The 25,654-nt window shown below is 73.5% G+C and carries 19 protein-coding genes; 6 read left to right on the forward strand and 13 right to left on the reverse strand.

Annotated elements, in window-relative coordinates; translation table 11 throughout:
• Nucleotides 1-336: DUF4394 domain-containing protein (locus ABT129_RS19690; protein ID WP_351902744.1), on the forward strand; the 336-nt coding region annotated here is incomplete at its 5' end.
• Between the two features lie 76 nt (nucleotides 337-412).
• Here ABT129_RS19690 and ABT129_RS19695 read toward each other — a convergent pair.
• The gene (locus tag ABT129_RS19695; protein ID WP_351902747.1) at nucleotides 413-1,636 is read right to left on the reverse strand and encodes a saccharopine dehydrogenase family protein; all 1,224 of its coding nucleotides are present in this window, start codon (nucleotides 1,634-1,636) and stop codon (nucleotides 413-415) included.
• Between the two features lie 124 nt (nucleotides 1,637-1,760).
• Between ABT129_RS19695 and ABT129_RS19700 the strand changes: the two genes are divergently transcribed.
• Nucleotides 1,761-2,495 carry a TetR/AcrR family transcriptional regulator gene (locus ABT129_RS19700; protein ID WP_351902750.1) on the forward strand — a complete coding sequence of 245 codons (735 nt, stop codon included), beginning with the start codon at nucleotides 1,761-1,763 and terminating at the stop codon, nucleotides 2,493-2,495.
• Nucleotides 2,496-2,688: 193 nt separating this feature from the next.
• Here the strand turns inward: ABT129_RS19700 and ABT129_RS19705 are convergent, their stop codons facing one another.
• The 3 genes from ABT129_RS19705 to ABT129_RS19715 form a co-directional block, all read right to left on the reverse strand.
• A complete protein-coding gene (locus tag ABT129_RS19705; protein ID WP_351902753.1) occupies nucleotides 2,689-4,755 on the reverse strand; it encodes a SpoIIE family protein phosphatase in 2,067 nt (688 codons plus the stop codon).
• A 158-nt stretch (nucleotides 4,756-4,913) separates the two neighbouring features.
• Nucleotides 4,914-5,564: a DUF4360 domain-containing protein gene (locus ABT129_RS19710; RefSeq protein ID WP_351902756.1), complete on the reverse strand. Its 651-nt coding sequence runs from the start codon at nucleotides 5,562-5,564 to the stop codon at nucleotides 4,914-4,916.
• A 426-nt stretch (nucleotides 5,565-5,990) separates the two neighbouring features.
• Complete coding sequence (locus tag ABT129_RS19715; protein ID WP_351902759.1) at nucleotides 5,991-6,167, reverse strand: hypothetical protein; 177 nt, start codon at nucleotides 6,165-6,167, stop codon at nucleotides 5,991-5,993.
• Between the two features lie 158 nt (nucleotides 6,168-6,325).
• Here ABT129_RS19715 and ABT129_RS19720 point away from each other — a divergent pair, with 158 nt between their 5' ends.
• Entirely contained in the window at nucleotides 6,326-9,160 is a 2,835-nt protein-coding gene (locus ABT129_RS19720; RefSeq protein ID WP_351902762.1) for a tetratricopeptide repeat protein, read from the forward strand.
• A 234-nt stretch (nucleotides 9,161-9,394) separates the two neighbouring features.
• Here the strand turns inward: ABT129_RS19720 and ABT129_RS19725 are convergent, their stop codons facing one another.
• Together ABT129_RS19725 and ABT129_RS19730 are read right to left on the reverse strand one after the other, a co-directional pair.
• Nucleotides 9,395-9,676 carry a flagellar protein gene (locus ABT129_RS19725; RefSeq protein WP_351902765.1) on the reverse strand — a complete coding sequence of 94 codons (282 nt, stop codon included), beginning with the start codon at nucleotides 9,674-9,676 and terminating at the stop codon, nucleotides 9,395-9,397.
• 189 nt (nucleotides 9,677-9,865) lie between these two features.
• Entirely contained in the window at nucleotides 9,866-10,213 is a 348-nt protein-coding gene (locus tag ABT129_RS19730) for a winged helix-turn-helix transcriptional regulator (RefSeq protein WP_351902768.1), read from the reverse strand.
• A 63-nt stretch (nucleotides 10,214-10,276) separates the two neighbouring features.
• Between ABT129_RS19730 and ABT129_RS19735 the strand changes: the two genes are divergently transcribed.
• Nucleotides 10,277-11,119, forward strand: coding sequence for an SDR family oxidoreductase (locus ABT129_RS19735; RefSeq protein ID WP_351902771.1), 843 nt, complete (start codon nucleotides 10,277-10,279; stop codon nucleotides 11,117-11,119).
• Between the two features lie 40 nt (nucleotides 11,120-11,159).
• Here ABT129_RS19735 and ABT129_RS19740 read toward each other — a convergent pair whose 3' ends face one another.
• A complete protein-coding gene (locus tag ABT129_RS19740; protein ID WP_351902774.1) occupies nucleotides 11,160-11,894 on the reverse strand; it encodes a DUF4232 domain-containing protein in 735 nt (244 codons plus the stop codon).
• Between the two features lie 316 nt (nucleotides 11,895-12,210).
• On the reverse strand, nucleotides 12,211-14,907 hold the full coding sequence (locus tag ABT129_RS19745; protein ID WP_351902985.1) for an FAD/NAD(P)-binding protein: 2,697 nt from the start codon (nucleotides 14,905-14,907) through the stop codon (nucleotides 12,211-12,213).
• 231 nt (nucleotides 14,908-15,138) lie between these two features.
• Here ABT129_RS19745 and ABT129_RS19750 point away from each other — a divergent pair, with 231 nt between their 5' ends.
• A complete protein-coding gene (locus tag ABT129_RS19750) occupies nucleotides 15,139-15,600 on the forward strand; it encodes an RrF2 family transcriptional regulator (protein ID WP_351902777.1) in 462 nt (153 codons plus the stop codon).
• 103 nt (nucleotides 15,601-15,703) lie between these two features.
• Here ABT129_RS19750 and ABT129_RS19755 read toward each other — a convergent pair whose 3' ends face one another.
• The 3 genes from ABT129_RS19755 to ABT129_RS19765 form a co-directional block, all read right to left on the reverse strand.
• A complete protein-coding gene (locus ABT129_RS19755) occupies nucleotides 15,704-16,288 on the reverse strand; it encodes a snapalysin family zinc-dependent metalloprotease (RefSeq protein WP_351902780.1) in 585 nt (194 codons plus the stop codon).
• Between the two features lie 264 nt (nucleotides 16,289-16,552).
• Nucleotides 16,553-18,283, reverse strand: a complete 1,731-nt coding sequence (locus tag ABT129_RS19760; RefSeq protein ID WP_351902783.1) for a methyltransferase — start codon at nucleotides 18,281-18,283, stop codon at nucleotides 16,553-16,555.
• A gap of 156 nt (nucleotides 18,284-18,439) precedes the next feature.
• Nucleotides 18,440-19,651: a 4-hydroxybenzoate 3-monooxygenase gene (locus ABT129_RS19765; RefSeq protein WP_351902786.1), complete on the reverse strand. Its 1,212-nt coding sequence runs from the start codon at nucleotides 19,649-19,651 to the stop codon at nucleotides 18,440-18,442.
• Nucleotides 19,652-19,979: 328 nt separating this feature from the next.
• Here ABT129_RS19765 and ABT129_RS19770 point away from each other — a divergent pair, with 328 nt between their 5' ends.
• Nucleotides 19,980-23,354 (forward strand): pyruvate carboxylase, encoded by a 3,375-nt coding sequence (locus ABT129_RS19770; RefSeq protein ID WP_351902988.1) that lies wholly within the window; start codon nucleotides 19,980-19,982, stop codon nucleotides 23,352-23,354.
• Between the two features lie 249 nt (nucleotides 23,355-23,603).
• On the opposite strand, the gene ABT129_RS19775 is transcribed toward ABT129_RS19770, so the two are convergent.
• On the reverse strand, nucleotides 23,604-24,917 hold the full coding sequence (locus ABT129_RS19775; protein WP_351902789.1) for a hypothetical protein: 1,314 nt from the start codon (nucleotides 24,915-24,917) through the stop codon (nucleotides 23,604-23,606).
• A gap of 174 nt (nucleotides 24,918-25,091) precedes the next feature.
• Nucleotides 25,092-25,640 (reverse strand): YciI family protein, encoded by a 549-nt coding sequence (locus tag ABT129_RS19780; RefSeq protein WP_351902792.1) that lies wholly within the window; start codon nucleotides 25,638-25,640, stop codon nucleotides 25,092-25,094.
• Nucleotides 25,641-25,654: the final 14 nt, after the last annotated feature.

Here is a 25,654-nt window from a genome sequence, read left to right on the forward strand (position 1 = left end):
GGCGCCGCGTACACGAACAACGACCTGGCCACGGCCACCGCGACCACACTGTTCGACATCGACACCACCAACGACCGCGTCTCCCTGCAGTCCCCCGCCAACGCCGGCACCCTCGCCCCCACCGGCGGCCTCGGCGTCAACGCCGGCCCCTCGGCAGGATTCGACATCTACTACGAAGCCTCCAACGGCTCCAACCGCGGCTTCGCGGCCCTGAACACCGGCGGCAAGCAGCGCTTCTACAAGGTCGACGTCCTCACCGGCCGGGCCACCCCGGTCGGCGACTTCCCCTCGGGCCGCCAGGTCGTCGACGTCGCCCTCCCCCTCAACCAGAACTGACGTCACCCTCGCGGTCGGCAGGTCACCCGGGCCTGCCGACCGCCTTCTCTGTCGTGCGGTGCGCGAGCCTGAGCCGTCAGATCTCCTCGCGGAGGCCCCACGGCGAGCCGTACGCGGTGAGGAGGTCCAGGAAGGGGCGGGGCGGCAGGGCCTCCGGGCCGAGGACGCCGGTGGCGGACCAGGCGCCGTTCGCGACGAGTTCGAGGGCGACGACGGGGTTGACGGCGGTCTGCCACACCACGGCCTGGGACCCGTACTCGCGCATCGACCACTCGTTGTCGACCACGTGGTAGAGGTACACCTCGCGCGCCGAGCCGTCCTTGGTGCCCTTGACCCAGGTGCCCGCGCAGGTCTTGCCGGTCATGCGGTCGCCGAGCGTCGCCGGGTCCGGCAGGCAGGCGGCGACCACGTCGCGCGGGGAGACCGCCACGGGCCCGTGCTCCGAGGGGACGGTGACCTTCGTGGTGGAGTCGAGCCCCAGCTCGTGGAGGGTCTTCAGCTTGGCGATGAAGTCCTCGCCGAGGCCGTACTTGAACGTCACCCGGCGGGCGTCGACCCAGCGCGGGATGAGCAGCACCTCCTCGTGCTCGACGTTGACGCACTCGACCGGGCCGATGCCCTCGGGGAAGTCGAAGACCTCCGGCTCGCTGAAGGGGGCCGTGGTGAACCAGCCCCGGTCCTTCTCGTACACCACGGGCGGGTTGAGACACTCCTCGATGGTCGTCCAGATGTTGAAGGACGGGGCGAAGTCATAGCCCTCGACCGTCAGGTCGGCGCCGTCGCGGACGCCGATCTCCTCGATCTCGTCGAAGAGTTCGTCGGCCGCGTACCGCGCGAAGACGTCCGAGAGGCCGGGCTCCACCCCCATGCCGACCAGGGCGAGGCGCCCGGACCGCTCCCACGCACCGGCCTGCTCGAACTGCGCGTCGCCGAGCTTCACCCCGCATCGCTCGTACGGGTGGGTGGCGTGCGGAGCGGACAGGGACATCGCCATGTCGAGATAGTGCGTGCCCGCCGCGAGCGCGGCGTCGAAGAGCGGCATCACGAACCGCGGGTCGGTCGCGTTGAGCAGGGCGTCGCACCTCTCCTCGATGAGCACCCGCCGCACCGCGTCCTCGTCGGAGGCGTCCAGGCGCCTCGCGCTGAACCGGTCCCCGTGCTCCTTGAGCGCCGCGACGGCCGCCTCGGCGCGGGCGAGGTCGTAGTCCGCGACGACCATGTGGGTCAGGAAGTCACGGCGGGCCGCGATCCGGGTGACGGCCGTGCCGACGCCACCGGCGCCCACGAGCAGTACGCGCATGTCACTCACCTTTCGTTGCCGGAGACGGTCGCCTCCGCGGCTGGGACAGATGCAACGGGACACGTTCGATTAAGGTCAATCACGTTGGCATAAGAACGCCGGGCGGACAGCGGGGAGAGCGGTCGTGGCGAAACAGGTGGTGCCGGAGGCGGCACGGCGCAGGCGCCGGCCGACACGGCAGGGCACGGTGCTGTCCGAGGAGCTGATCGTGCGGACCGCCCTCAGGATGCTACGAGAGCACGGCGGCGCCGGCCTGACGGCACGCAGACTGGGAGCGGCCCTCGGCGCCGACCCCAGCACCCTCTACCGGTACTTCTCGGGGCTCGACGACCTGACCCGGGCGATCGGCGAGGAGCTGACCGGGCGGGCCCTGGACTCCTGGTCGCCCACCGGTGAGTGGCGGTCCGACCTGCGGGCCCTCGGCCTGGCCATCCACGCCTCCTACCTCGACCACCCCCAGGCCGCGGTGCTCACCGCCAGTCGGGTCACCGGCCGGCCGCGGGAGATCGCGGTGGACGAGACGATCCTCGGCCTGCTGCGCGGTGCGGGCTTCGCGGACGCGGACGCGGTCGTCGTCTACCACGCGTTCATCGACCTCAGTCTGGCCTTCGCCGCCCTGGACGCCGGGTCGATGGTGCTGAAGGACGAGGCCCGCGCGGCGGACGAGGAGATGTGGAACTCCACCTACGCCGCCCTGCCCGCCGACACCCACCCGCACATCGCGGCCACCGCACGGCTCCTCGCGGGGCGGATGACGCACAGCGCCTACCCCGTCGTCCTCGACACGCTGTTGAACAGCGCGGCGGAACAGCTCAGCTGGGCACGGGCGCGGCGCGCTCCCGGAACCACGGGCGCCTGAAGCGGCCCCGGCACCGCACGCTCCCGCACCCCGGACCGCGATCCGGGCCCCGATCCGTGCCTCGGTTCCGGGTCCCGATCCGTGCCTCGATCCGGGCCCCGGCCACCGGATCGCGGCCCGCGGGCCCAGGCTCAAGGGCTTATGCCAACGCCCTGCGCTCCCGCCACGCGGCGCGAGCCCTGGGCGTCGGCCCTCAGGGGGCGGGGGCGAGGCGGGCGACGAGGAGGGCGATGTCGTCGTCGGCCGAGGCCGGGACCAGGTGGGTGACGAGGGTGTCGCAGAGCCCGTCGAGCGAGGGTCCGGGCCGGGTCAGGAGGCCGGTGAGCGCGTCGAGGCGGTCGTCGATGTCGTCTCCGCGGGCCTCGACCAGCCCGTCGGTGTAGAGCACCAGGATGCTGCCGGGCTCAAGGGTGATGTCGACGGTGGTGAAGGAGCCGCCGCCGACACCGAGCGGGAGTCCGGCGGGCAGGTCGAGGAGGCGTGCGGTGCCGTCGGGGCCGACCAGGACCGGGGGCGGGTGACCCGCGCGGGTGATGCGGCAGTGACCGTCGGCCGGGTCGAGGACGGCGTAGCAGAAGGTCGCGAGCATCGGCTCGGCCAGGTCCTCCAGCGTGGCCTCCAGCTGGTCGAGGAGTTCCTCGGGCGCGAGGTCGAGGCGGGCCAGGGCGCGGACACTGGCGGAGAGGCGGCCCATGACCGCCGCGGCGAGGGTTCCGTGGCCCATGACGTCACCGATGACAAGGGCGGCCCTGCCCCCGGGCAGCCGGATCACGTCGTACCAGTCGCCGCCGACCTCGTTCACGTCACTGGCGGGGAGGTAGCGGTGGGCCACCTCGATGCCGGGAGGCGGGGTGACGTGCTGCGGCAGCATGCTGCGCTGGAGGATCACGGCGGTGTCGTGTTCGCGGTGGTAGAGGCGGGCGTTGTCCACGCACACAGCGGCGCGGGAGGCGAGTTCGACGACGAGCGCCGCGTCGTCCTCGGTGAAGGGGCCGAGCGGGCGGCTGCGGTAGAAGGTGGCGAGTCCCAGGACCGTGCCGCGGGCGAGCAGCGGCACCATCATGAACGAGTGCACGCCGAGGGCCAGGAGCTTCGCCGGGGCGCTGGAGTGCCGGGCCGCCGGGGCGATGGCCTGCTCGTCCAGGTGGGCGATGCGGTAGACGCGGCGCTCGGCGAGGGCCTGGGTGTAGGGCGCGTTGCCCGGGAACGCGAGGGTACGGCCGAGGGGGGCGAGCGTCTCGGTGATCGCGGAGCCGGTGACCGGCGCCTTGCCCAGGCGGCGCAGGGAGGCGCCGCCGACGAGTCCGGAGCCGATGTCGCCGTTCGCCGCGAGACTGTCCAGGACGTCGACGGTGACGGCGTCGGCAAGGGCCGGGACGCAGACGTCGGCGAGCTCCTGCGCGGTGCGTTCCAGGTCCAGGCTCGTGCCGATCTTGAACGTGGCCTCGTTGACCAGGGCGAGGCGCCGCCGGCCGGCCGCCGCCTCGACCTCCGCCCGCTGCTGCGCGGTGATGTCGATCAGGGTGGCGGTCAGGCCGATGGGCAGACCGTCCGCGTCCTCCAGGCGTACGTAGGAGCAGGACCACACGCGGTCGTGGGCGGGGTCCGCCGGGGTGCGGCCCGTGCGGCGGAAGTCCAGGATCGGCTCGCCGTGGTCGAGGACCTGTCGCATGGCGTCCTCCATGGCGGAGGCGTTCACGTCGGGCAGGATCTGCGCCAGGCGCCGGCCGATGTGCTCGGCCTCCGACAGGCCGTTCATGGCCTGCAGGGCGGGGTTGACGCGCAGGAATCGCAGAGCGTTGTCGAAGACCGCGATCCCGACCGGCGAGCGGGCGAACATGCCGTCCCACACGGCGGAGGAGCCGCGGACGGCGCGGGCGGCGTGCGCGTCGGCTGCGAAGACCAGGACCGTGCCGGCGCCCGGGGAGTCCTGCGGAACGGACGTCGCCCACACCTCCAGTTCGACGGGGCGTCCGTCGCGGTGCCAGGCGGTCACGCTCCCCGTCACCCCCGGGCCGGAGACCGCGCGCTCCCACAGCGAACGGCCCAGGCCCCGGTCGACTCCCGGGTGCAGGAGATCGGCGATGTGCCGTCCGCTGACCTCGTGGAAGGCGTAGCCGAGCAGCTTCTCCGCCGTGCCGTCCCAGCGCACGATCGCTCCGGACCTGCTGGTGGCGACCGCGGCCACGGGAAGCGCGCCGAGCCAGCCGCCCGCGTCCCGAGCGGCACCGCTCGTCGCTTCCGCCGTCCTGTGAGCCATCGCTGTGGAATCCCGGTCGTCTCGCACTCGGCCGTCGTCCCCAGTATCGGCATATGCGCCGGGGAACGCTCGCGGTGCGGAGCACTCGGGTTCGCCCGGAGCGCGACGCCGTCGTGCGGCGGCCGGGGCGCGTCGGCGCGCCCCGGCCGGCGCGCGCGTCACCCGGCCGGGCACTCCTTCCACGCCAGGTGGTAGACGGTGCTGATGTCACCGTCGGTGGAGTCCATGGTCATGTAGCTGGTGGTGGCCGGGCTCGACGTGCCGGCGTTCACCCGGAGCTCGGTGTTGATGTTGAAGTTCCGCTGCACACCGCAGGGGGCCCACACGAGCTGCGCCCAGTCGGTGTCGTCGGTCGCCTGCCAGTTGTCCTCGTACGGACCCCGGAAGGTGTGCGTGCGGGAGGCGGTGTTCGGCGAGCCCTGGAAGTAGTACGAGGCCTTCTCCGTACTGCTCGCTCCGCGCTGGAGGGACGCGTAGCCCCGGTAGTCGGCGCTGGCGATCGCGTACGTGAAGCCCTGCGGCACGTGCACCAGGAGGTTCAGCTGACAGTTTCTGCGGGCCGCCGTGGTGGGGGCGCCGCCGCCCACCTGTGCGAGGTACTCGCTGTAGGTGACGGTGAAGGCGGTGTTGTCCTCGGACACGGCGATGGCGGCGGTGCCCAGGGGGCAGCCGGAGCCGTTCACCGTGGCGATGTCGATGACGATCCGGTCCGGCGGCGGGTCGACGATCGACGACGGGCCGGCCTGAGCGGGCAGGGCCGAGGCGAACAGGGCGGCGACCGCCCCGCTCACGAGCAGGCGAGCTCTCATGGTGTTCTCCCATCCGGTGCTTCGGTTCCCGACGGGCGCGGACGCACGGGTGCGTCCGGCCACGGGCTGGGGGATGCGGCACGCCACGCGTCGGGGCGGCGGCCGTCACGTACCTACTGCGGTGGAGACCTGGTGCGTGCGGTGGATCGGGACGGCAGGCGGTACGCGGAGGGGTAGTCCAACCGGCAATGGTTGAACTATCATGCGCATGACATCTGCCCGACCCGCCCCGCCGGTGTGAGCGGGGCTGGTCGAATGCTAGAGGCCCGCGCGGGGCGAGGCAGGGTGGCGCCCGGCCATTAACCGCCGCGCGGAATGCCCGCTTTTTGGCGCGGAAGGGCGCATGGCGCCCCCCGAGCCCCATGAGGCACAGGCGCACCGTCCGACATCACGCGTCCGCGGCGGCCGCTCCCTCACCCGCGCCCCTCACCGGCGGCCGCGCAGCGACCGCACCACGACCGCGACCGCCCGGAGCACCGCCGCCCGGTGCCCCGACGTGGTTTCCTTGATGGCGATCCGGACGATGTACATCGCGGTGATCGCCACCACGATCAGCGCGGCCAGCCCCAAGAGCCCCGCCACCCGCAGGAGTTCGATGACCATGGTGTCCTCCGTGTCCTCCGTCCGCGTGGTGCGGACCTCCGTGGCCCCATGGAGCGGCCGGTGACCCCGTCAGGTCGCGGACTCCGGACACACCGGACGAACCCCCGGAACGACGCTGGTCGGACGTGCCTCCGGGGCGATGCCTCCGGACGGACCGGATGACGCATCCCGAGGGAGTGGGACCGGAACTCAACGCGCTGATCACCGAGTTCACCCGTCTCCGCGGGCTACGGAGCCGCGCGGCGGCGGCAGCGGCGATCGGCGCCGACCCCAAGCGGCTCAGCGACTGGATATCCGGCGCGCACGCACCGCAGACCTTCGACCTCCTGTGGAAGGTGGTGGCACCGCTCCTCGCCGAAGTGCACGGCCGCCCCGGTCCGCGCACCCGCAATCCCCAGCAGCTGCTCTGGTGGAGCGAGCGTCGCGGCCACTGGCGCGCGTTGTACGAGCGCACCGGCGCGCGCCGCCCCCAGAGGCTCCCTTCGGACGGACCCACGGTCGACACCGTCCCCGAAGGCCACCGGGAGAAGGAACGCCCCTACGACATCACGCCGTTGACGGACTCCGCCCTCCAGGGCCCGCTGCCGCCGAGCCGGCTGCTCGCGGCCGACAGCGCGGTCGTCCGCTTCACCGGCCGCTCCGTGGAGCGGGCCGCCCTGAAGACGTGGCGTGACGGTCCCGGACCCGAGTGGCGCGTGCGGTTGATCCACGGAGCCGGCGGTCTGGGCAAGACGCGGCTCGCCCTCCGGTTCGCCGCGACGGCCCGGGAGGCGGGCTGGCGGACGCTCACCGTCCGTCCCCGGCGAGCCCTTCCCCGCGCGCCCGGCGCCAGGGGACCGGTCCCAGCACCGGGGCCCGGCACCGACCGATCGTCCGGACCTCGCCACGGCCCGTCGTCAGGGCCTCCCCCGGGCGGGTCGCCCGGGACGCTGGTGGTCATCGACTACGCCGACCGCCTGCCGATGACCGACCTGCTCCAGGCCCTGGCCGACGTGCTCGTTCCCGGTGAGGTCCGCGTCCTGTTGCTGGCCCGCGGCACGGGCGGATGGTGGTCACGCGTCACCGAGGAACTGGACGCCTCGTTCATCCCGCACCAGGCCGTGGAGCTGGGCCCCCTGGCCGACGACCTTCCTGCCCGCCTCGCCCATTTCCACGCCGCCGTGGACGACTTCTCCACCGCGCTGGATCGCGTCACCCCCCGACTGCCCGACCCCGACCTCCGTGACGCGCAGTACCAGCAGGTCCTCGCCCTGCACACCGCCGCTCTGGCCGCGGTCCTCGACGGCACCCGGGGCACCCTGGACGAGGCCACGGCGGCGCTTCTGCGGCGCGAGCGGGCCCACTGGCGCGCGACGACGGAGTCCGGGAGCGTGGCGGTCGATCTGGAGCGGGTCGTCTTCGTCGCCACCCTGCGCGGACCCCTCCCGTACGCCGAGGCCGAACGGGTCCTCCAGGAGGCCCTGAACGGCGACGCGGGGCGCGCGGAGCGGGCACTGGAGGCCCATACGGCCTGCTACCCGCCCCCGCGTCCCGGCCTCCTGCTCGAACCGCTCCTGCCCGACAGGCTCGCCGAGGACCTGCTCGCCCGGCTGCTGGGCGGCGGTGCCCGCCCCGGGTACGACCCCGCGCCCCTCGTGTCGGCCTGGTGCGCCGACGTGCTGCCCCGGCTGCTCGACCCCCAGGGCACGGCCCGCCTCGTCGATGCCGCCCAGCACCACCCGCACCTCGCCACCCGGCATGTGAACGGTCTGCTCTCCGTCCACCCGGACCTTCTCGTACGGGCCGGCGGCGCCGCCCTCACCACGTACACCGCGCTGTCCGGGGCCGATCCCGACGTCCTGCGCCGGCTCTACGGTCTGCTGCCGCCGGGCCACGACCCCGCGCTCCGCGAGGCCGCCGCGGCCGTGCTGAGCCGCCTCCACGCGCTGACACCCGCGTTGCCGGCCGAACAGCAGGCGGCCCTGGAGTACGAGTGGGGCCGCCGCCTGCTCGCCGTGGGTGAGCTGGACCGGGCCGATCGGGCGGCACGGCACGCCCTGGAGCTGACCAGCGGCGAGGCGAGGTCCCACGCCCTGCTGCTGCTCTCCGAGGTCCAGGAGACGGCCGGCCGGCCGGAAGAGGCGCTGGCGACGGCTCGCCTGGCCCTCGCCCTGGCGCCCGGCGCGCACACGGAGCTCCGGGTCGCGGCACTGCACCTGTCCGCAGGCGACCCGGAGGGCGGTCTGCCGCACGCCGAGGCGGCGGTACGGCTGGCCCCCGAGGACCCGACGGCCCTGACCGTCCACGCGGCGCTCCTCACCGAGACCGGCGCCCACGAGGCGGCCGCCGTGGCCGACGCCCGCGCGGACGCCCTGTACGGAGCGCGATCCGGCGGCGGCGACGCGTCCGTCGAACCGGAGCGGCTGATCCAGTTGCACAACCGCGCGGTGCGGCTGGGCCGGTCGGGGCGGACGCCGGAAGCCGTCGAGGTCCTCCGAAGCGCCCTCGAACTCTGCGGCCGGATCCCGGAGAACGCCGACGAACGTCTCACGACCCGGCATGCCGGCCTGTTCGCGCTGCGCTCCGGCATGACGTGGTCGGACACCCCCGAGCAGGCCGAACACGACGCCACCCGCGCCCTCGCGCTCCTGTCGCGGCAGAGCGGCCCCACCACCAGGCCCGTCCGCGCGTGGGCCACGCTGAACCGGGCGATGGCCCTGTCCGCGCTCGCCCGACACGACGAGGCGCTGCGCGTCACGGAAGAGGCCCTGGCCCTCCTCGGCGCGGGTGAGGTGGGCTCCTGGACGGCCGCGGCCCGCCTGGGCGCGCCGGCCGCCCACGCGCTCGCCACGTTCGCCGGCGTCAGGCTGGCGGCGGGTACGGATCTGGACCGGGCCCGGACCGCTGTCACCGCCGCCCTGGAGGGGTACGCCGCCCTGCCCGCCGCCGAGGCCGCCCGGAGAGCCGAGGAGATCGCCGACGCGCACCGCACCCGGACCGAGCTTCTGCGCTGATCACCCGAGGCCGGACCCGGCGGCGGGTGTCCGGGGGGCGCCCTCGGCGGTGCGTGGCCGGTGCCTCGGCGGCGGGTGTCCGGGGTCGACCGTCACGCACGGTCGACCCCGGAGGTCCGGCCTTCGTGGTGAGGGTCCGGGGCCGACCGTCACTCACGGTCGGCCCCGGAGGTCCCGCCTTCGTGCTGAGGTCCGGGGCCGACCGTCACGTGCGGCCGGCCCCGGACCCGGCCATCACTTCTTCCCGTCCCCCTCCTCGCCGCTCGGCCGCTGCTCCTGGGAGCCGGCGGCGTCCTCGTCGCCGGTCCGCCCGAACAGCGCGGCGACGCCCGCGCCCAGCCCGCCGCCGGCCGCCGCTCCGGCCGCCGCACCGCCCATGGACGCCGTCACCACCGCACCCGCTCCGAAGAGCGGGCCCAGACCGCCGGTCACGGCGAAGAAGCCGATGAAGGCTCCCGCAGTCGCCCCGATCTTCGCCACCGTGGTGATGGAGACCCGCCACTTCCTCTCCGGCATCACTCCTCCTGTCATCCGCCACTACCGCCGACCTGTTTCTACCCGCGCGCGGGTGGGCCGAGCCGCCGCCCGAGGGGGAGATCCCCGGCGTGCGCCCTCCTCGGGGCGGAGCCGGAGTATCCCTCTCAGGGAGGTCGACAGACGCCCTCGCACGGGTTCGGCCGCGGCGATCCAGGCGTACGGGCCGCCTCAGCGCTCCTGAGGCTCCTCGGCCGGCGGGGCGGGGTCGGGGATCGACGTGGCCCACCGGGCCATGGTGTCGAGTACGGGTCCCAGCCCCTCGCCCAGCGGCGTCAGCCGGTACTCGACCCGCGGGGGGATCTCCGCGTACGCGGTCCGGGTGACGAGTCCGTACGTCTCGAAGCGGCGCAGGCGGCTGGTGAGCGTGTGCGGGCTGATGCCGGGGAGCGCCGCCCGCAGCTCCGTGAAACGGTGGGGGCCGTGCAGCAGCTCACGCACGATGAGGGTGGCCCACGGGCCTTCGAGCAGAGCCAGGAAGCGGGCGACACCGCACTCGGGCAGAGAAGTGACAGTCACACCGTCACCCTATTCCATTAGTGCAGTTGAAGTAACTGGTGCAGTGTGTGCACTAATGGATCCATGAGCTACGTGATCCATGGCGCCACCGGCGCCCAAGGTGCCCCCGTCGTCGCCGTCCTCGCCGCCGCGGGCAAGTCCGTGACCGCCCTCACCCGCAACGAGGACGCCGTCGTCGCGGGCGCGCGGGTCCGCGCGGTGGACCTGCTCTCCGCCGAGCCGCCCATCGAGGCGTACCGCGGGGCCGAAGGCGTCTTCGTCCACCTCCCCCTCGGCGGCGAGGAGGACCGGCTGCGCTACGCGCACAACGTCCTCGCCGCCCTGAACGAGGCCCGCCCCGCCCGCGTCGTCTTCTCCACCAGCGGTGGCACGCCCCCCGAGATGGCCGACGCGGCGGTCACGACCGTGGTCGACGGCCTCCGGGAGAGCGGCCTCTCCCACGCGGTGATCGCGCCGCGGCTCTTCCTGGAGAACCTGCTCCTGCCGCCCGTCGTCGGCGGCGCCCGCGAGGAGGGCGTCCTGCGCTACCCGCTGGGGGCCGACTACGCGGTGTCGTGGGCCTCGCACCTGGACGTGGCCGATGCCGTGGCCGCGCTCTTCGACCGCCCGGACGTCACCGGCACGGTCGAGGTCGGCCAGGTCCCCGGCGTCACGGGCCCCGGACTCGCCGACGCCTTCGCCGCCCACCTGGGGCGGGAGGTCACCTACGAGGCGCTCGCCCCCGCGGCCTTCGGCGAGGTTCTGGCGCCCCTCCTCGGCGGCGGCGCGGCGGCCGGCGTCGCGGGCCTCTACGCGTTCCTGGGAACGCTCCCCGACAACGCCATCGGCTCCGACCGGACCGCCCAGCGACTCCTCGGCCTGACGCCCCGTACCCCGGTCCAGTGGCTGGCGGAGATCGGCGCGTAGCCGATGCGGCTCCCCCTGCCCCGTGACGGCTCCGAAGAGCTCAGCCGCCCTGGCCCGCGCTGCCGACCGGGCCGACCTTCACCGGCGAGCCGGGGCCTTCCGTCACGGGCAGGGTGGCGGCGCCCGGCCAGTCGAGGGTGACCGTCCTCGTCTCGTTCGGCGGGGTCACCAGAAGTCCCGTGACGCGCACGCCGGAGCCGCCCTTCTTGTCGATCGGGTAGCTGACGCCGAAGGCCACCGACTCCCCGCTCCCGAGGGTGACCGAGGTGCCCGGCTCGCCCGTGCGCTTCGCGGACAGCGGGCCCGCTTCGGTCTTCAGGTCGACACCCGCGTACCCGGACAGCACGCAGTCCCCGCTGCCGCGGTTCCTCAGCCGCACGGCGACGGTTCCGTCGAGGTCGCCCTCGATGGTGTGGTCCATCGCGGTGATCTCCAGCTCGTCGGTACGGCACTTGGCCGTCCCGTCGCTCCCGCCGGACCCCTTCCCGCCGGACCCCTTCCCGCCGGACCCCTTCCCGCCGGAGCTCTTCCCACCCGATCCCTTCCCGCCCGATCCCTTCCCGCCGGACCCCTTCCCACCGGAACTCTTCCCGCCGGAGCTCTTCCCGGCCTCCTGGTCCGGACCGGCCGCGTCCGCACCACCGGCCGCGGACGCCGTGGCGGACGGGGCCGACGCCGCACCCTTGCCCGTACCCCCGTCACCGCCGCAGGCCGTCAGCGAGAGCGACGCGGCAACGGCCAGGGCGGCGGCGAAGGTCAGCTTGTGAGCGCGCATGGCGTCTTCCTCGGTTTCTCGGTGGGCCGGGCAGCGGTTGTTCGGCAGGAACGAGCGTCTCCGGACACCAAGAGCCGTCCGGACCGGCCGGCCGTTCCGCCCAACCCCCCTGTGGTACACGCCTGTTACACAGGCGGCACGACGTCACCACTCCGGCGACCGGTCCGTCCCCGCGGGCGGACCGGTCTACGAGGGGGGCCCGGCGGCCCAGCACCTCCGGGACCGACGCGACCGTCCGGTGCACGGAGGGCGCCGCCGCCCCGGACGGCGAGCCCGGCCGACCACCCGGCCGTTCGCGCTGCTGCGGCGCGCCCCCTCAGAGGCTCAGCCCGGCCAGCCTGCGCCGGTCGAGGGGGGACGCGCGTCGATCGAGGCGCTGTTCGAGGAGGTGCCGGGCGGTGTCGCTGTGCCCCGCCTCCACCAGCGCGTACAGCAGGGTCTCCTCGACGATCTCGCGCTGTGCCGCGCTGCCTCCCACGCGGCGCAGGGAGGGCAGCAGTCCGCGCAGTTCCCGCACCGCGGTGGGCCACTCCTCCTCCAGGACCGCTTCCAGCGCGCTGCACAGCGGGACGACGACCTCCCGCTGCACCGGGTCCGCGCCGGCCGCGTGGGTGCGCAGGCGGCGGAGTGCGGAGAGGTCTCCGGCGGCGGTGAGGGCGACGGCGCTGTGCAGGGCCGTGAACGCGGTCGCGGGGCGTTCGACCAGGTCGCGGGCGACCGCGTCGAGCACGCCGTCGACCGGGACGCGGCCGGTCCAGTTCCGGGACATGCGGGCCCGCCACAGCAGCGATCCGGAGTCGACGAGGGCCCGCACCCCGTTCACCTGGCCCGGGGCGAGCTGGGCGAACCAGCGGCGGCGTACCGCCGCGGTGTCGTCGAGGGCCAGCTCGTGGAGCGCCACGTGCCAGGAGAAGTGCGCCCGGTGCACGGCGCCCCGCCCCTGGCCGCCGATCCAGCCGTCGAGCCAGTCCCGGCCCGTGCGGTGCTCGCCGGATTCGTAGTGGACGTGGGCGAGGGCGTGCACGGCGTGTCCGGAGGCGGGTTGCGCGGCGAGCGCCGCCCGGGCGAGCTCGCCGGCCTCGTCGATCCTTCCTTGTTCCTGCCGGACGAAGGAGAGGAGCGAGGTGTGGAACCAGTGCCCCTCGTAGGCGGAAGCGGTCCGTTCCACCAGGCCGAGGGCGAGTGAGCCGTCGAGATCCACGACGCCGGAGAAGGCGATGGTGGGGACGGCGATGCCGAGGGCGAACGCGTCGGCGGGGTAGCGGCCGAGGTGGTCGACGAGCGCCGTGTCGCCGTCACCGGTTCCGAAGCCCGCTCCCCCGGTGGCGCCCGCGTGGGCCTCGTGCTCCCTGACGCGGCGCGTGACGACGTCGACGAAGGACCGCTCCCGTTCGTCGCCGCGTTCCCGCACGCTGCGCTGGGCGTCCGCCAGCTCCCGGGCGACGTCGACGTCCGCTCCGCACTCGTGACCGAGCAGGGCGAGTGCGGCGTGCCCGAGCGCGAACCCGGGGTCCAGTTCGGTGGCCCGCGCGAACGACTCGGCCGCCTTCGCCCGTACCGTGATCACGCGGGCGAGTCCGCAGCGGAAGGACGCCGCGGCCGCGGCGTGGGTGGAGAGCGGCAGCCCGAACTGGTCGGTGGGCCGGCGGCGTACCGACCGGGGGGCGCCGGTCAGCGGAGCGAGTACGGCCTCGGCGACCTCCTTGGCCTGGGCGCGGATCTCGGGGATCGCGGTCGTCTCCCACAGCTCGCCCCGGCGGGGCGCTCCCAGCGTGAACAGCGGCCGCTCCCGGTGCCCCTGGGCGTCGAGCAGTCTCCCGCCGTCGGTGGAGACGCCGATGCCCAGCGGTCCGGGTGCGGCGAGGCCGTCGGCCAGCAGCCCGCTCCACAACGGGTCGCCGTCGGCGTCGACCCGCAGCCCGGGCCCCGTACAGTCCACCACCCATGCCACGCGCAGTTCACGGCCGTCGGCGAGGGAGACGATCAGGCCACCGTCCGCGTGCGGTGTCGCGGAGGCGACCCGGCCGGCGTGCACCCGGAGCCTGTGGGCGGCGCGCGCCCGGGCGACGGTCTCGGCGGTGGAGGGTGCCATACGGTGCCGGTGCACGTTCCACCGGGTGGCGTCGCGGCCGAGGAACTCCGCCCGCTCGTCGTCGGTGAGACCCTGCCAGAGCCGTACGATCTCGGGCCGCAGCCCGTCGAACGCGGGCCGCCAGTCACCGTGGGCGCGACGCGTGGCGGCGAAGTGCCGCGTCAACTCCCGTCGGAGGCGGTGGAACGGGAGGCCGGCGAGGCCCGGCGGCGGCGGTACGGCGGGCAGCGGGGCGACCGCGTGCGGCTGGGGGAGCAGCCCGCCCCGGGACACCGCGTGCACCGTGCGGCCGGGACGGTCGAGGACGAGCGCGAGGTCGACGGCGGTGAGCCCGGTGCCGACGAGGAGGACGTCGTCCGTCGCGCCGACGGCGTCGAGCGCGCCGGGCGTCCAGGGCCGGGGGACGAACCGGTCGGAGGCGACCAGGTCGGCCGGGGCCCAGCCGGCCCGGCCCGCCGCGGGCCCGGTGGCGAGGACCACGCTGTCCGCCGTCACCGTGCCGCCGTCGGCGAGCCGGAGTTCCAGCCGCCCCCCGTCGACGTCGGCGCACCCCGTCGCCCTGGTGCGCAGCCGCCGTACGGAGACCGTGCCGTGCGCCGTGATGATGGCGCGTCCGAGCGTGTCGGCGAGGTACGAGCCGTAGCGGTACCGGGAGGCGAAGTCCGCCGCGGTGACGGTGGACTCGCCGTGCCGGCAGAGCCAGCGCTTGAAGTGCCCCGGGTCGTCGGGGTAGCAGCTCATGCCGCCGACGGGCACGTTGAGCCGGTGCTCGGGGACCTCGGTGGCGTACGCGGTGCCCCGGCCGGCCTCCGGCGCGGGGTCGACGAGGACCAGATCGAGCGGGATACGGCGTCGGGCCGCCGCTTCGCACAGCTGGACGGCGACGAGCGCGCCGGCCGCGCCCGCGCCGACGACCGCCACGGTCGATCGAGGGCGGGCGGACTCGGCGGACGGCGAGGACACGACGGGCACGACGGACACCACGGAAACCTCCGGACCAGGGGCGGGCTGGACGACCAATGTTCACTATGTCGATGAACAAAGTGGAGTGGAATGCCGCTTCCGGACAACATCGCCGCGCCGGTCCGCTGTTGACGAGCCCTTGAGAGTGGCCGCGGGCGAGGTTCCCGCCGTACGTGAGACATTGAGCGCGTGAGGATCTCAGCACGAACGGACTACGCCATCCGGGCCATGGCCGAGTTGGCCCGCTCCCCCGACCTGCCCCTCAAGGCCGAGGAAGTCGCCGGACGCCAGGACATCCCCGTCCGCTTCCTCTTCGTCGTGCTCGGCGATCTGCGGCAGGCGCGTCTGGTGCGCAGTGTGCGGGGCCCCGACGGCGGCTACACCCTCACCCGGCCGGCCGCCGAGATCACCCTCGCCGATGTCATCCGCGCGATGGACGGACCACTCGTCAGCGTGCGGGACCTGAAGCTGACGGGCCTGGAGTACCAGGGTGCGGCGGCTCCCATGCCGGATGTGTGGCGTGCCGTGCGGACGAGTCTGCGCCAGGTCCTGGAGGGCACGACCCTCGCCGACCTGGCGACGGGCACACTGCCGGAGCTCGTACGGGACCGGGCCCGCGACTACAACGACGACGTGCGGACGTACCCCTAGCGTCGCCGGTCAGGAACTCGTACGGCCGGGGAGGTTCCGGCGCACGGCCGACGGGCGCCCGATCGTGCGGCTCGATCGGGCGCCCTGCGAAGCGGTTGCCCTGTCAGGGCATGTCCACGAGCATCCGGCCGTCGGTGGGAACCTTCAGGGCGGCGCCGTTGGCGTAGGCGGACTCCACCCGGGCCTGCTCGGTCGCGTTCGGGACCGCGTTCACGCAGCTCGTACCCGCGCTCGAACCCGACATCAGCTGCGTGCACGGGCCCGGCTTGGTGTCGGGGAGACCCAGGCTGTGGCCGAGTTCATGGGCGGCGATGCGGGTCTTGTCGTATCCCTGGGACACCGCCTGGCTCCCGAGTTCGACCCGGACCTGCCGGCCCGGGCGGACGGGCCCGAGGGTGGCCTGGGGCCATCCGGTGGTGGCCACGATGACGATCTCGGCCCGGACGCCCGGCGCGGCCTCGACCAGCTTGACGTTGTCGACGTTCGCGTTCCATGAGGCGACTCCGGCCGCGATCGCGGCCTCCCAGCCGCCGGCCCGGCTGTCGTCGTACCGGAGGGTCACCACCGCCGCGGCGCCGGACACCGACGACTCCGGTGCGGGCGCGGGTGCGGCGCTCACGGCGGTCGCCGTGGCGAGGACGATCGCTGCGGCCGTCGTGCCGGCCTTCAGCCATGTGCTGAGGGGCATTGCTGCTCCTTCACTCGTGGGGGGCTCGGAACCCTGCGGTACCGAGAGCGGGGGAAGAGCGCGCCGGCACTCGGCCGACCGGGACGGTCGGGAGTGCCGAACCTCTGGGGCCCTCCGACGATAGGCCCCCACGGCCCCGCACGTCATGCACCTGTCATGTAGTTGCCTCTTTTCAACTCCCCGGCAGCCGGATCGAGTTGCCGCGCATCCGCCCCACCGACGGCCGGGCCCGGAGGGGGTCGCCCTCCGGGCCCGGCCCTCGCGTCAGGTTCTGCGGGCGTGGAGGACGTGCGCCCCGAGGGCGAGCGGGGTGTGGCCGGCGAGTGCGAGGCCGTGCTCTTCGAGCAGCAGGGCGTAGTGGTCGGCCGTGCGCTCGCGGCCTCCGGTGTTGCACATCATGTGGAGGTCCCACGCGGTGGCGAGCGACGGGGCTGCGTCGGCCGGCAGGAGGCGTTCGACGATGAGGAGGTCCGCGTGCCGGGGCATGGCGTCGGCGCAGTGGCGCAGGATGCTCCGGCACCGGTCGTCGTCCCAGTCGTGCAGGACCCGGGACAGGACGTAGACGTCGCCGCCCGGGGGTACCTCCGTGAAGTCGCCCGCCCGGAGGTCGCACCGCCCTCCGACACCGGCGCCGGCGAGGTGCGCACGCGCCGCCGCGACGACCTGAGGGCGTTCGAGGAGGATGCCGCGCAGGGTGGGGTGCGCGGTCAGGACGCGGCCGAGGAGTTCCCCGGTACCTCCGGCGACGTCGACCACGGTACGGGGACGGCCGGGAGCGGCGGCGGCCGCCGTGAGGACCGGGTGCGCGGGGAGAGGGTCGAACATGGCGGCGCTCGACACCATGGACCGGTCGAACTGGGTGGCGAGTTCGGGGTCGCGGGCGAAGTGGTCGAAGTGGTTCTCGCCGTACAGGTGCTCGAAGCCCGGCTGTCCGGTCCGCACGGTGTGGGCCAGGTGGGCGAAGGACTGGTAGAAGGGGCCGCCGTACATCAGCGCCAGCGGCCGCATCGAGCCCGGCGCCTCCGCGTCCAGGAGTGCGCCGACTTCGGTGAGGCGGAATCCGTCGGGCCCTTCGGAGACCACTCCCAGCATGGCGAGGTACCTCAGCAGGGTCGCCAGGCTCCGGGGCTGGGCGCCGACCGCGCGGGCCAGCCGCGAACCCTCCACCCCCGCATGGCGGTTCATGGCCTCCGGCAGCCGGAGCAGCGCGCACGCCGCGAGGGCCTGGGTGGTCCAGGCGCCGGTCAGCAGCCACAGCAGCGTCTCCGCCGGGTCCGGTTCGCCCGGCCGTCGCGCGTCCGCGGCGGAGGCGAGGGGCCCGCCGAGGTGCTCGGTCAGTACGTCACGGTGGTCGCCGCCCGCGTACAGCTCGACGCGCCGGTACGCCGTCTTCGTGTCGGCGGGGGCGGTGAAGTAGAACACCGTGCCGTCCTCGTGCGGGTTGTAGCCGCCCCCGTCGGCAGCCGCGCCGTGCCGCGCGAAGCTCGCCAACAACCCGCGCAGCACCAGCGGGTCGGGCCGCTCCACGTCGAAGGCGAGGTGTGCCTCGTGGTCCCGACGGCGTTCCTCGGCGGCGATCCGGGACAGCCCGGAACCCGGCGGAACGGTCAGCGCGAACACCTCGACCGCGCGGTGTTCGTCCGCCGGCCCTCGGACCGCGGGGCGGAGAATCCTTACGTCAAGATCGGCTGGATCGCGGCGGTGGCGGGAGGCGAGACGTTCGCGCACGACGACACTGGGTCGCGCCTGCCCGTCGGCGGGCAGCCCGCACCTCGCCAGGTCCTTGCGCAGCGCGTGCTCGTCGGTCGGGAACACGAGCACGGCGGCGTGCGAGAAGCGGCACCGGTCGGTCAGCGCCCGTAGTTCGGGACCGTCGAGGCCGGGCAGCACGCGGGAGAGCAGGACGGACGTGTCCTGCTCCCGGACGAATCCGGCCGTCGCTCTCAGCCGCTCCGCGTCGTCGCGGGTGGTCGCCGTCGTCGGGGACGCGGGCATGGTGAAGGGATGATCGGGATGTTCGGGAAGCATTCCCTGTCCGTGTGTGAGGGAGGAAGCCCGGGCCCGGCCACCGGAGCGTGCCGTGCGCGGGCACGGGCGGCCCGGAGCCTGGCCCGGAACGGGGCGAAGAGGGCGGAAGAGCGAGAAGGCCGGTCAGATGCCGACGTAGTTCTCGGCGAACCAGTCCTGCTGGGTCCGCGAGGTGCGCAGCGAGGCGATCCGTGCGTGGCGCAGACGCTCGCGGAAAAGGGAGGCGCTCCCGGATTCCGGGATGTCGTGCAGGAGCCGGATCATCCAGTGCGAGAACTCCTGCGCCCGCCAGATGTGGACCAGGCACCGATCCGAGTAGGAGGCGAGCGGCTCGGGGTCGCCGTGGGCGAGGGCGTCGGTGAGCGCCCGGGCCAGGATCTCCGCCTCGAGCACGGCGAGGTTCGCGCCCTTGGCGGCGGACGGACTGATCAGGGCGGCCGCGTCGCCCACCAGGAACAGCGAGCCGTGGGAGAGCGGTTCGAGCACGTCGGACTCGAGGTCGACGACGGCACGCTGGACGATCCCGCCGCGCCGGAGGTGTCCGTACTCGGTCGCGCGCATGCGCAGGTCGAGTTCGTCCCAGACGCGCTCCTCGCTCCAGTCCTCGGGCCGGGTCCCGGGTTCGCACTGCAGGTAGTAGCGGGTGATCTCGCTGGAGCGGGCCATGTGCCCGGCGAAGCCGCGCGGGTGGGTCGCGTATCCCACGGCGTCCAGGCTCGGTGGCGCCTCGGCGAGCAGGCCCAGCCAGGACACGCCGTGGTCACGGTGGTGGCGGTGGACCGCGCCGGGCGGGAGCGAGCGCCGTCCGGCCCCGTGGCGGCCGTCGCAGGCGGCGACGTACCGTGCCCGCCACCGCCCGGGGCGCCCGTCCCCCTCCCGTACCGTCACCGTGGGCGCGGGGCCGTCCGCCCCGGTCACGGCGACCGCCTCGGTGCCGAAACGAATCCGGCCCCCGGCGTCGACGAACTGCGCCAGCAGGTCGGCGACCAGCTCGTGCTGCGGATAGACCGTGTGCGGCTCACCGCGGCCGAGCAGCCGGTAGTCCAGGCGGAAGCGGCCGGACTCGGTGCGGAACTCGCAGACGCCGTGTTCCCGACCGCGTCGGCGCAGTCCGCCGTCCAGACCGTTGCGTTCCAGGATCCGGACGGTGTGGGCGGCGAGGAAGCCGGCCCGCGCCCGGTTCTGGACGTGGTCGCGACCGGCGCGTTCGAGCACGACGCAGTCGATGCCGTTGCGAAGCAAGAGGTTTCCCAGGACCAGGCCGGCCGGGCCGGCCCCGAGGATCACCACATCGGCCGAGTCCTGGTCGGACCGGGCGTACTGACTCTCTGTCACACCAGTGGATCTTAGGGACTGAAAAGTGTGCGGCTGTTCACATTCACCCGAATGCACCACATGATGCGAAAAGGATTCTTCCGTGCCCGGACGCGGCGCCGCGCCGAGGGGACCGGTGCCCCGTCGGGTACCCGCTCCGCGCCTCGGACAGACAGCCGCGTCGCGATGATCCATGTCACTGTCGTGGGATCTTCAGAAGGCCACGGCGCAGCCCTTAGCGTTGCCGGAACAAGCCGGGCGCGACGCGGGCGGGTGCCCTTCAGGGGCACCGCGTACGCGGGGGTGTCGGCGACCCGTAGCTCATCACCGGCAGGGTGAAGGGATCATGATGTTCCGCAAGGTACTGGTGGCCAATCGCGGGGAGATCGCGATTCGCGCGTTTCGCGCCGGCTACGAACTGGGGGCCCGCACGGTAGCCGTCTTCCCCCACGAGGACCGCAATTCTCTGCACCGGCTGAAGGCCGACGAGGCGTACGAGATCGGAGAGCCCGGACATCCCGTACGGGCCTACCTCTCCGTGGAGGAGATCATCCGGGCTGCCCGCCTGGCCGGCGCCGACGCCGTCTATCCCGGGTACGGATTCCTCTCCGAGAACCCGGAACTCGCGCGCGCCTGCGAGGCGGCGGGCATCACCTTCGTGGGCCCGGGCGTCCAGACCCTGGAGCTGACCGGGAACAAGGCGAGCGCCGTGGCAGCGGCCCGGGAGGCGGGCGTCCCGGTCCTCGGTTCCTCGGCGCCCTCCACCGACGTGGACGAGCTGGTGGCGGCCGCCGAGGGCATCGGATTCCCGGTGTTCGTCAAGGCCGTCGCCGGTGGTGGCGGCCGCGGCATGCGGCGGGTCGAGGACCCGGCGACGCTGCGCGAGTCGATCGAGGCGGCGGCCCGCGAGGCCGAGTCCGCCTTCGGCGACGCGACCGTCTTCCTGGAGAAGGCCGTCGTCGACCCGCGCCACATCGAGGTGCAGATCCTCGCCGACGGCGAGGGCAACGTCATCCACCTGTTCGAGCGCGACTGCTCGGTGCAGCGACGCCACCAGAAGGTGATCGAACTCGCCCCCGCCCCGAACCTCGACCCGGAGCTGCGGCAGCGCATCTGCGACGACGCCGTCAAGTTCGCCCGCCGGATCGGCTACCGCAACGCGGGCACCGTGGAGTTCCTCCTCGACCGCGCGGGCAATCACGTCTTCATCGAGATGAACCCGCGCATCCAGGTCGAGCACACGGTGACCGAGGAGGTCACCGACATCGATCTCGTGCAGTCGCAGCTGCGCATCGCCGCCGGCGAGACCCTCGCCGACCTCGGCCTGGCCCAGGAGTCCGTCGTCCTGCGCGGTGCCGCCCTGCAGTGCCGGATCACCACCGAGGACCCGGCCAACGGCTTCCGCCCGGACACCGGCATGATCAGCGCGTACCGCTCCCCGGGAGGCTCCGGCATCCGGCTCGACGGCGGCACCACCCACGCGGGTACGGAGGTCAGCGCCCACTTCGACTCGATGCTGGTCAAGCTGACCTGCCGGGGCCGGGACTTCGACACCGCGGTCAGCCGGGCCCGGCGCGCGGTGGCCGAGTTCCGCATCCGGGGCGTCTCCACGAACATCCCCTTCCTTCAGGCCGTGCTCGACGACCCGGACTTCCGGGCGGGACGCGTCACGACGGCCTTCATCGAGGAGCGGCCGCACCTGCTGACCGCGCGCCACTCCGCCGACCGCGGCACCAAGCTGCTCACCTACCTCGCCGACGTCACCGTGAACAAGCCGCACGGCCCGCGGCCCGAGCTGATCGCCCCGGCCACGAAGCTGCCCGCGGTGCCCGCCGGCGCGCCGGCCGCCGGCTCGCGGCAGAGGCTGCTCGCGCTCGGGCCGGAGGGCTTCGCGCGGAGCCTGCGCGCCTCGCCGACCATCGGTGTCACGGACACCACCTTCCGCGACGCCCACCAGTCGCTCCTCGCCACCCGGGTCAGGACCAAGGACCTGCTGGCCGTCGCCCCCGCGGTGGCACACCACCTCCCGCAGCTGCTGTCCCTGGAGTGCTGGGGCGGCGCCACCTACGACGTCGCGCTGCGCTTCCTCGCGGAGGACCCCTGGGAGCGGCTCGCCGCCCTGCGCGAGGCCGTGCCGAACATCGCCCTGCAGATGCTGCTGCGGGGCCGCAACACCGTCGGGTACACCCCGTACCCGACCGAGGTGACCGACGCCTTCGTGCAGGAGGCCGCCGCCACCGGCATCGACATCTTCCGCATCTTCGACTCGCTCAACGACGTCGACCAGATGCGCCCCGCCATCGACGCCGTACGGGAGACCGGGACGGCGGTGGCCGAGGTCGCGCTCTGCTACACCGCGGACCTCTCCGACCCGGCGGAGAAGCTGTACACGCTGGACTACTACCTGCGGCTGGCCGAGAGGATCGTCGCCGCCGGGGCGCACGTCCTGGCGGTCAAGGACATGGCGGGCCTCCTTCGGGCCCCCGCCGCGGCGACGCTGGTGTCCGCGCTGCGCCGGGAGTTCGACCTCCCCGTGCACCTCCACACCCATGACACCGCGGGCGGCCAGCTCGCCACCTATCTCGCGGCGATCCAGGCCGGGGCGGACGCGGTGGACGGCGCGGTGGCCTCCATGGCCGGCACGACCTCCCAGCCGTCGCTCTCGGCGATCGTCGCCGCGACCGACCACTCCGACCGGCCCACCGGGCTCGACCTCCAGGCGGTCGGCGACCTGGAGCCGTACTGGGAGAGCGTCCGCAAGGTGTACGCCCCCTTCGAGGCGGGCCTCGACTCGCCGACCGGGCGCGTGTACCACCACGAGATCCCCGGCGGACAGCTCTCCAACCTGCGCACCCAGGCCGTCGCACTCGGCCTCGGCGACCGCTTCGAGGACGTCGAGTCGACGTACGCCGCCGCGGACCGGATGCTGGGCCGGCTGGTGAAGGTCACACCGTCGTCGAAGGTGGTGGGCGACCTCGCGCTGCATCTCGTGGGCGCCGGCGTCGCGCCCGAGGACTTCGAGGCGGCGCCGAACCGCTTCGACATCCCCGACTCGGTCATCGGCTTCCTCCACGGCGAGCTGGGCACGCCGCCCGGAGGCTGGCCCGAGCCGTTCCGCAGCAAGGCCCTCGAAGGCCGCGCCGGCCCCAAGCCGATGCGGGACCTGACCGCGGAGGACCGCACCGGGCTGGCCGAGGACCGGCGCGCGACGCTGAACCGCCTCCTCTTCCCCGGCCCGACGAAGGCGTACGAGACACACCGCCAGGCGTACGGCGACACCAGCGTGCTCGACAGCAAGGACTTCTTCTACGGGCTGCGCCCCGGGAAGGAGTACACCGTCGACTTCGGGCCCGGTGTACGGCTGCTGATCGAACTGGAGGCCATCGGCGAGGCCGACGAGCGCGGTATGCGCACCGTCCTGTCGACTCTGAACGGCCAACTGCGGCCGATCCAGGTGCGCGACAACACGGCGGCCGCCGACCTCCCGGTGACCGAGAAGGCCGACAGGTCCGACCCCGGCCATGTCGCCGCGCCGTTCGCCGGCGTGGTCACGCTGGCCGTCGCCGAGGGCGACGAGGTGGAGGCGGGCGCGACGGTGGCCACGATCGAGGCGATGAAGATGGAAGCCTCCATCACCGCCCCACGGAGCGGACGCGTCTCCCGTCTGGCCATCACCAGGATCCAGCAGGTGGAGGGCGGGGACCTTCTGGTCGAGCTCGGGTGACCGGCTGACCGGCCGGGATGCCGGACGGCCGGGACGCCTGGGCCAGGCGTCCCGGCCGGTGGGCGGACTCGTGACGGCCGGGGTGCCGAAGCCAGGCTTCCCGGCCGGAGGGCGGACGCGCGCCGGTCCTCAGGTCGGCCTCTCCTTCTTGAGGGGTCGTCCTCGGCCGTGTCGTCGACCATGGCACGGAGCGGCTCTCACGGAGCCGTGTGTCGCGGAGCGGGAGCGGGGCCGAGGGTCGGCGCCGCCTCAGCCCTCTTCGCGGCGCCCCGTCCGGTCGCGCACCTCCTCGTCGCGCACCTCCTCGTCACGCGGCTCTCCTTCGGGTACCGCCCCGTCCCCGCGTCGGCGGCGCGTTCGCTCGGCGATCCCGCTGGAGAGTCTGCCCTTCACCGAGCCGGCCCGGTCGAGGGTCTCGTTGCCGAAGCTCCTGGCGGCACCGACGCCCTTCGCTCCTGTCTCGAGCGCCTTGTCCCTCGCCTCGACGGCGGCTGCCACCCATCGTCTCGCCTCCGACGACTGGCGACCGGACTCGATGCCGAGCCGTCCGTGGAAGTCATGGACGCCGGTCGCCACATGGTTGCTCGACTGGACCACGGCGGGGGACTTGGTCGGGTGCAGCAACACCTTCGCGTTGGCCGTGTCGGCCGCCGCGTTCATCCTGGCCACCAGGCGCTCGGTGCTCCGCGCGATGTGGTCCAGCCGCTGCTGCCGGGCGGCCTTCAGACCGAGGCGGTGCCCGTTCAGCTCCTCCGGGGACGCGTCCAGCACCCGGTCGAGTTCGAGTACGGCTATCGCGTCCTGCAGTTGGAAGCAGCGGGCCAGAACAGCGAGCCACTCCCGGACGGCGGACTCGGCTTCCCTGGCCGCCGCGGCGAGGTCACCGATCTTGGCCTTGCGCTCCATCTTCTCCGCGAGCGCGTCGAGTTGACGCAGAGCGTACGCCTGGGTCTCCGCGATCGTCGCCGGCGCGGAGTGCACCTTCGACCACGTGACCTCGTCGACCCTGCCCCTCTTCTCCCGGAGGATCATGGCCTCCTCGATGACGAAGCCGACTCCGATCATGCGGGCCAGCACGGCGTCCTTCTGGGCGCGGAGCACGTCGTCGACCTTCTCGTTGATCATGGCGAGGTAGTCGGTGATCTCGTCCATGGTCTGCTGCATCGCGATCTGCGCCATGATCCCGGCCGCGCCGGCGAGCGCCGCAGGGTTGCTCAGCAGCGACCGGGGCCCCTTCGCGAATTCGACGAATCCCTTGATCTGGCCCTTGTTCCCCTTCACCACACCTGTGCTGAGACCCGTCCTGGAACTCTCCCTCAGCCCGTACTTCTTGACGAGTCGCGCCGACTCCCCCGTGAGCTTCACCCAGCGACCGGATTCTGCGGCGATCTCCACTCCCGTCTGCGCGAACGCGGCCCCGGTACCGACGACGGACGTGAACCGTTGCAGTCCGAGGTCCTTCGAGGACAGTCCTTCCGAGACGAGGAAGCGGTCGACGTCCGCCACGTTCCCGATGACCGCCAGTCCCTCGCCGTCGCTGATCAGCTGAATCTCGTTGTCCATCGCCCGCTCCCGAAGTGGCTTCCGGCAGCTGAGGGTAGTCGGGACGCGCGCGGTGATCGCCGTGTTGCCCACATTCGGGAGGGGCGATGCGAGTCAGCGTGTCGCGGCCGTCGGGGTCCGCGGCACGCTGACGTCAACGGGCAGGCGTCGGCGGCGTGATGGTCGTCTTCCTCCCTATCGCCGCCCGCCGAACTCCCACCCGTGCACCTCGATGGCCGCGTACCCGTCCGGGGTGAGGACGGCGCGTGCCGCTTCCGGGTCCGGAGCGCTGAGCAGCGCCGCCGTGCCCAGCCAGGTGGCGCCGTCGTCGGAGAGCAGGGGTCCGAACGCGATCAGTCCGTCCCGGCCGGGCGGCGGGACCAGGTCCACGGGGCGGGCCCCGCCGAGGCCGAGTACCAGGTACCGGTCGTCGCCGGCCGGGCCGCCCGGGAACTCCCACATGGTGCGTCCCAGCAGGTTGCGCCATCGGCGCAGCAGCACGTCGCGGTACGCGCCGGCCTGGTAGTTGGGCTCGTCGAAGGCGAACGCGCGGGCGGCGGCGGGGTCCGGCAGGTCGACGATGTGCACGCTGCCGATGGGGGTCTCGCCGTCGGCGGCGAAGACCGGACCGCGGGCGATCAGTTCCTTCGCGTACCGGTCCATGTACGACCAGTGCTCGTGCAGCAGCGCGCCGCGCAGGGTGAGGGAGTCGGGACGGTCGCGGTGGTAGCAGAAGAACTCCATGCTCCTCACCCTCT

It is taken from the genome of Streptomyces sp. NPDC002057, assembly GCF_040296665.1.
Classification (GTDB): Bacteria; Actinomycetota; Actinomycetes; order Streptomycetales; family Streptomycetaceae; genus Streptomyces.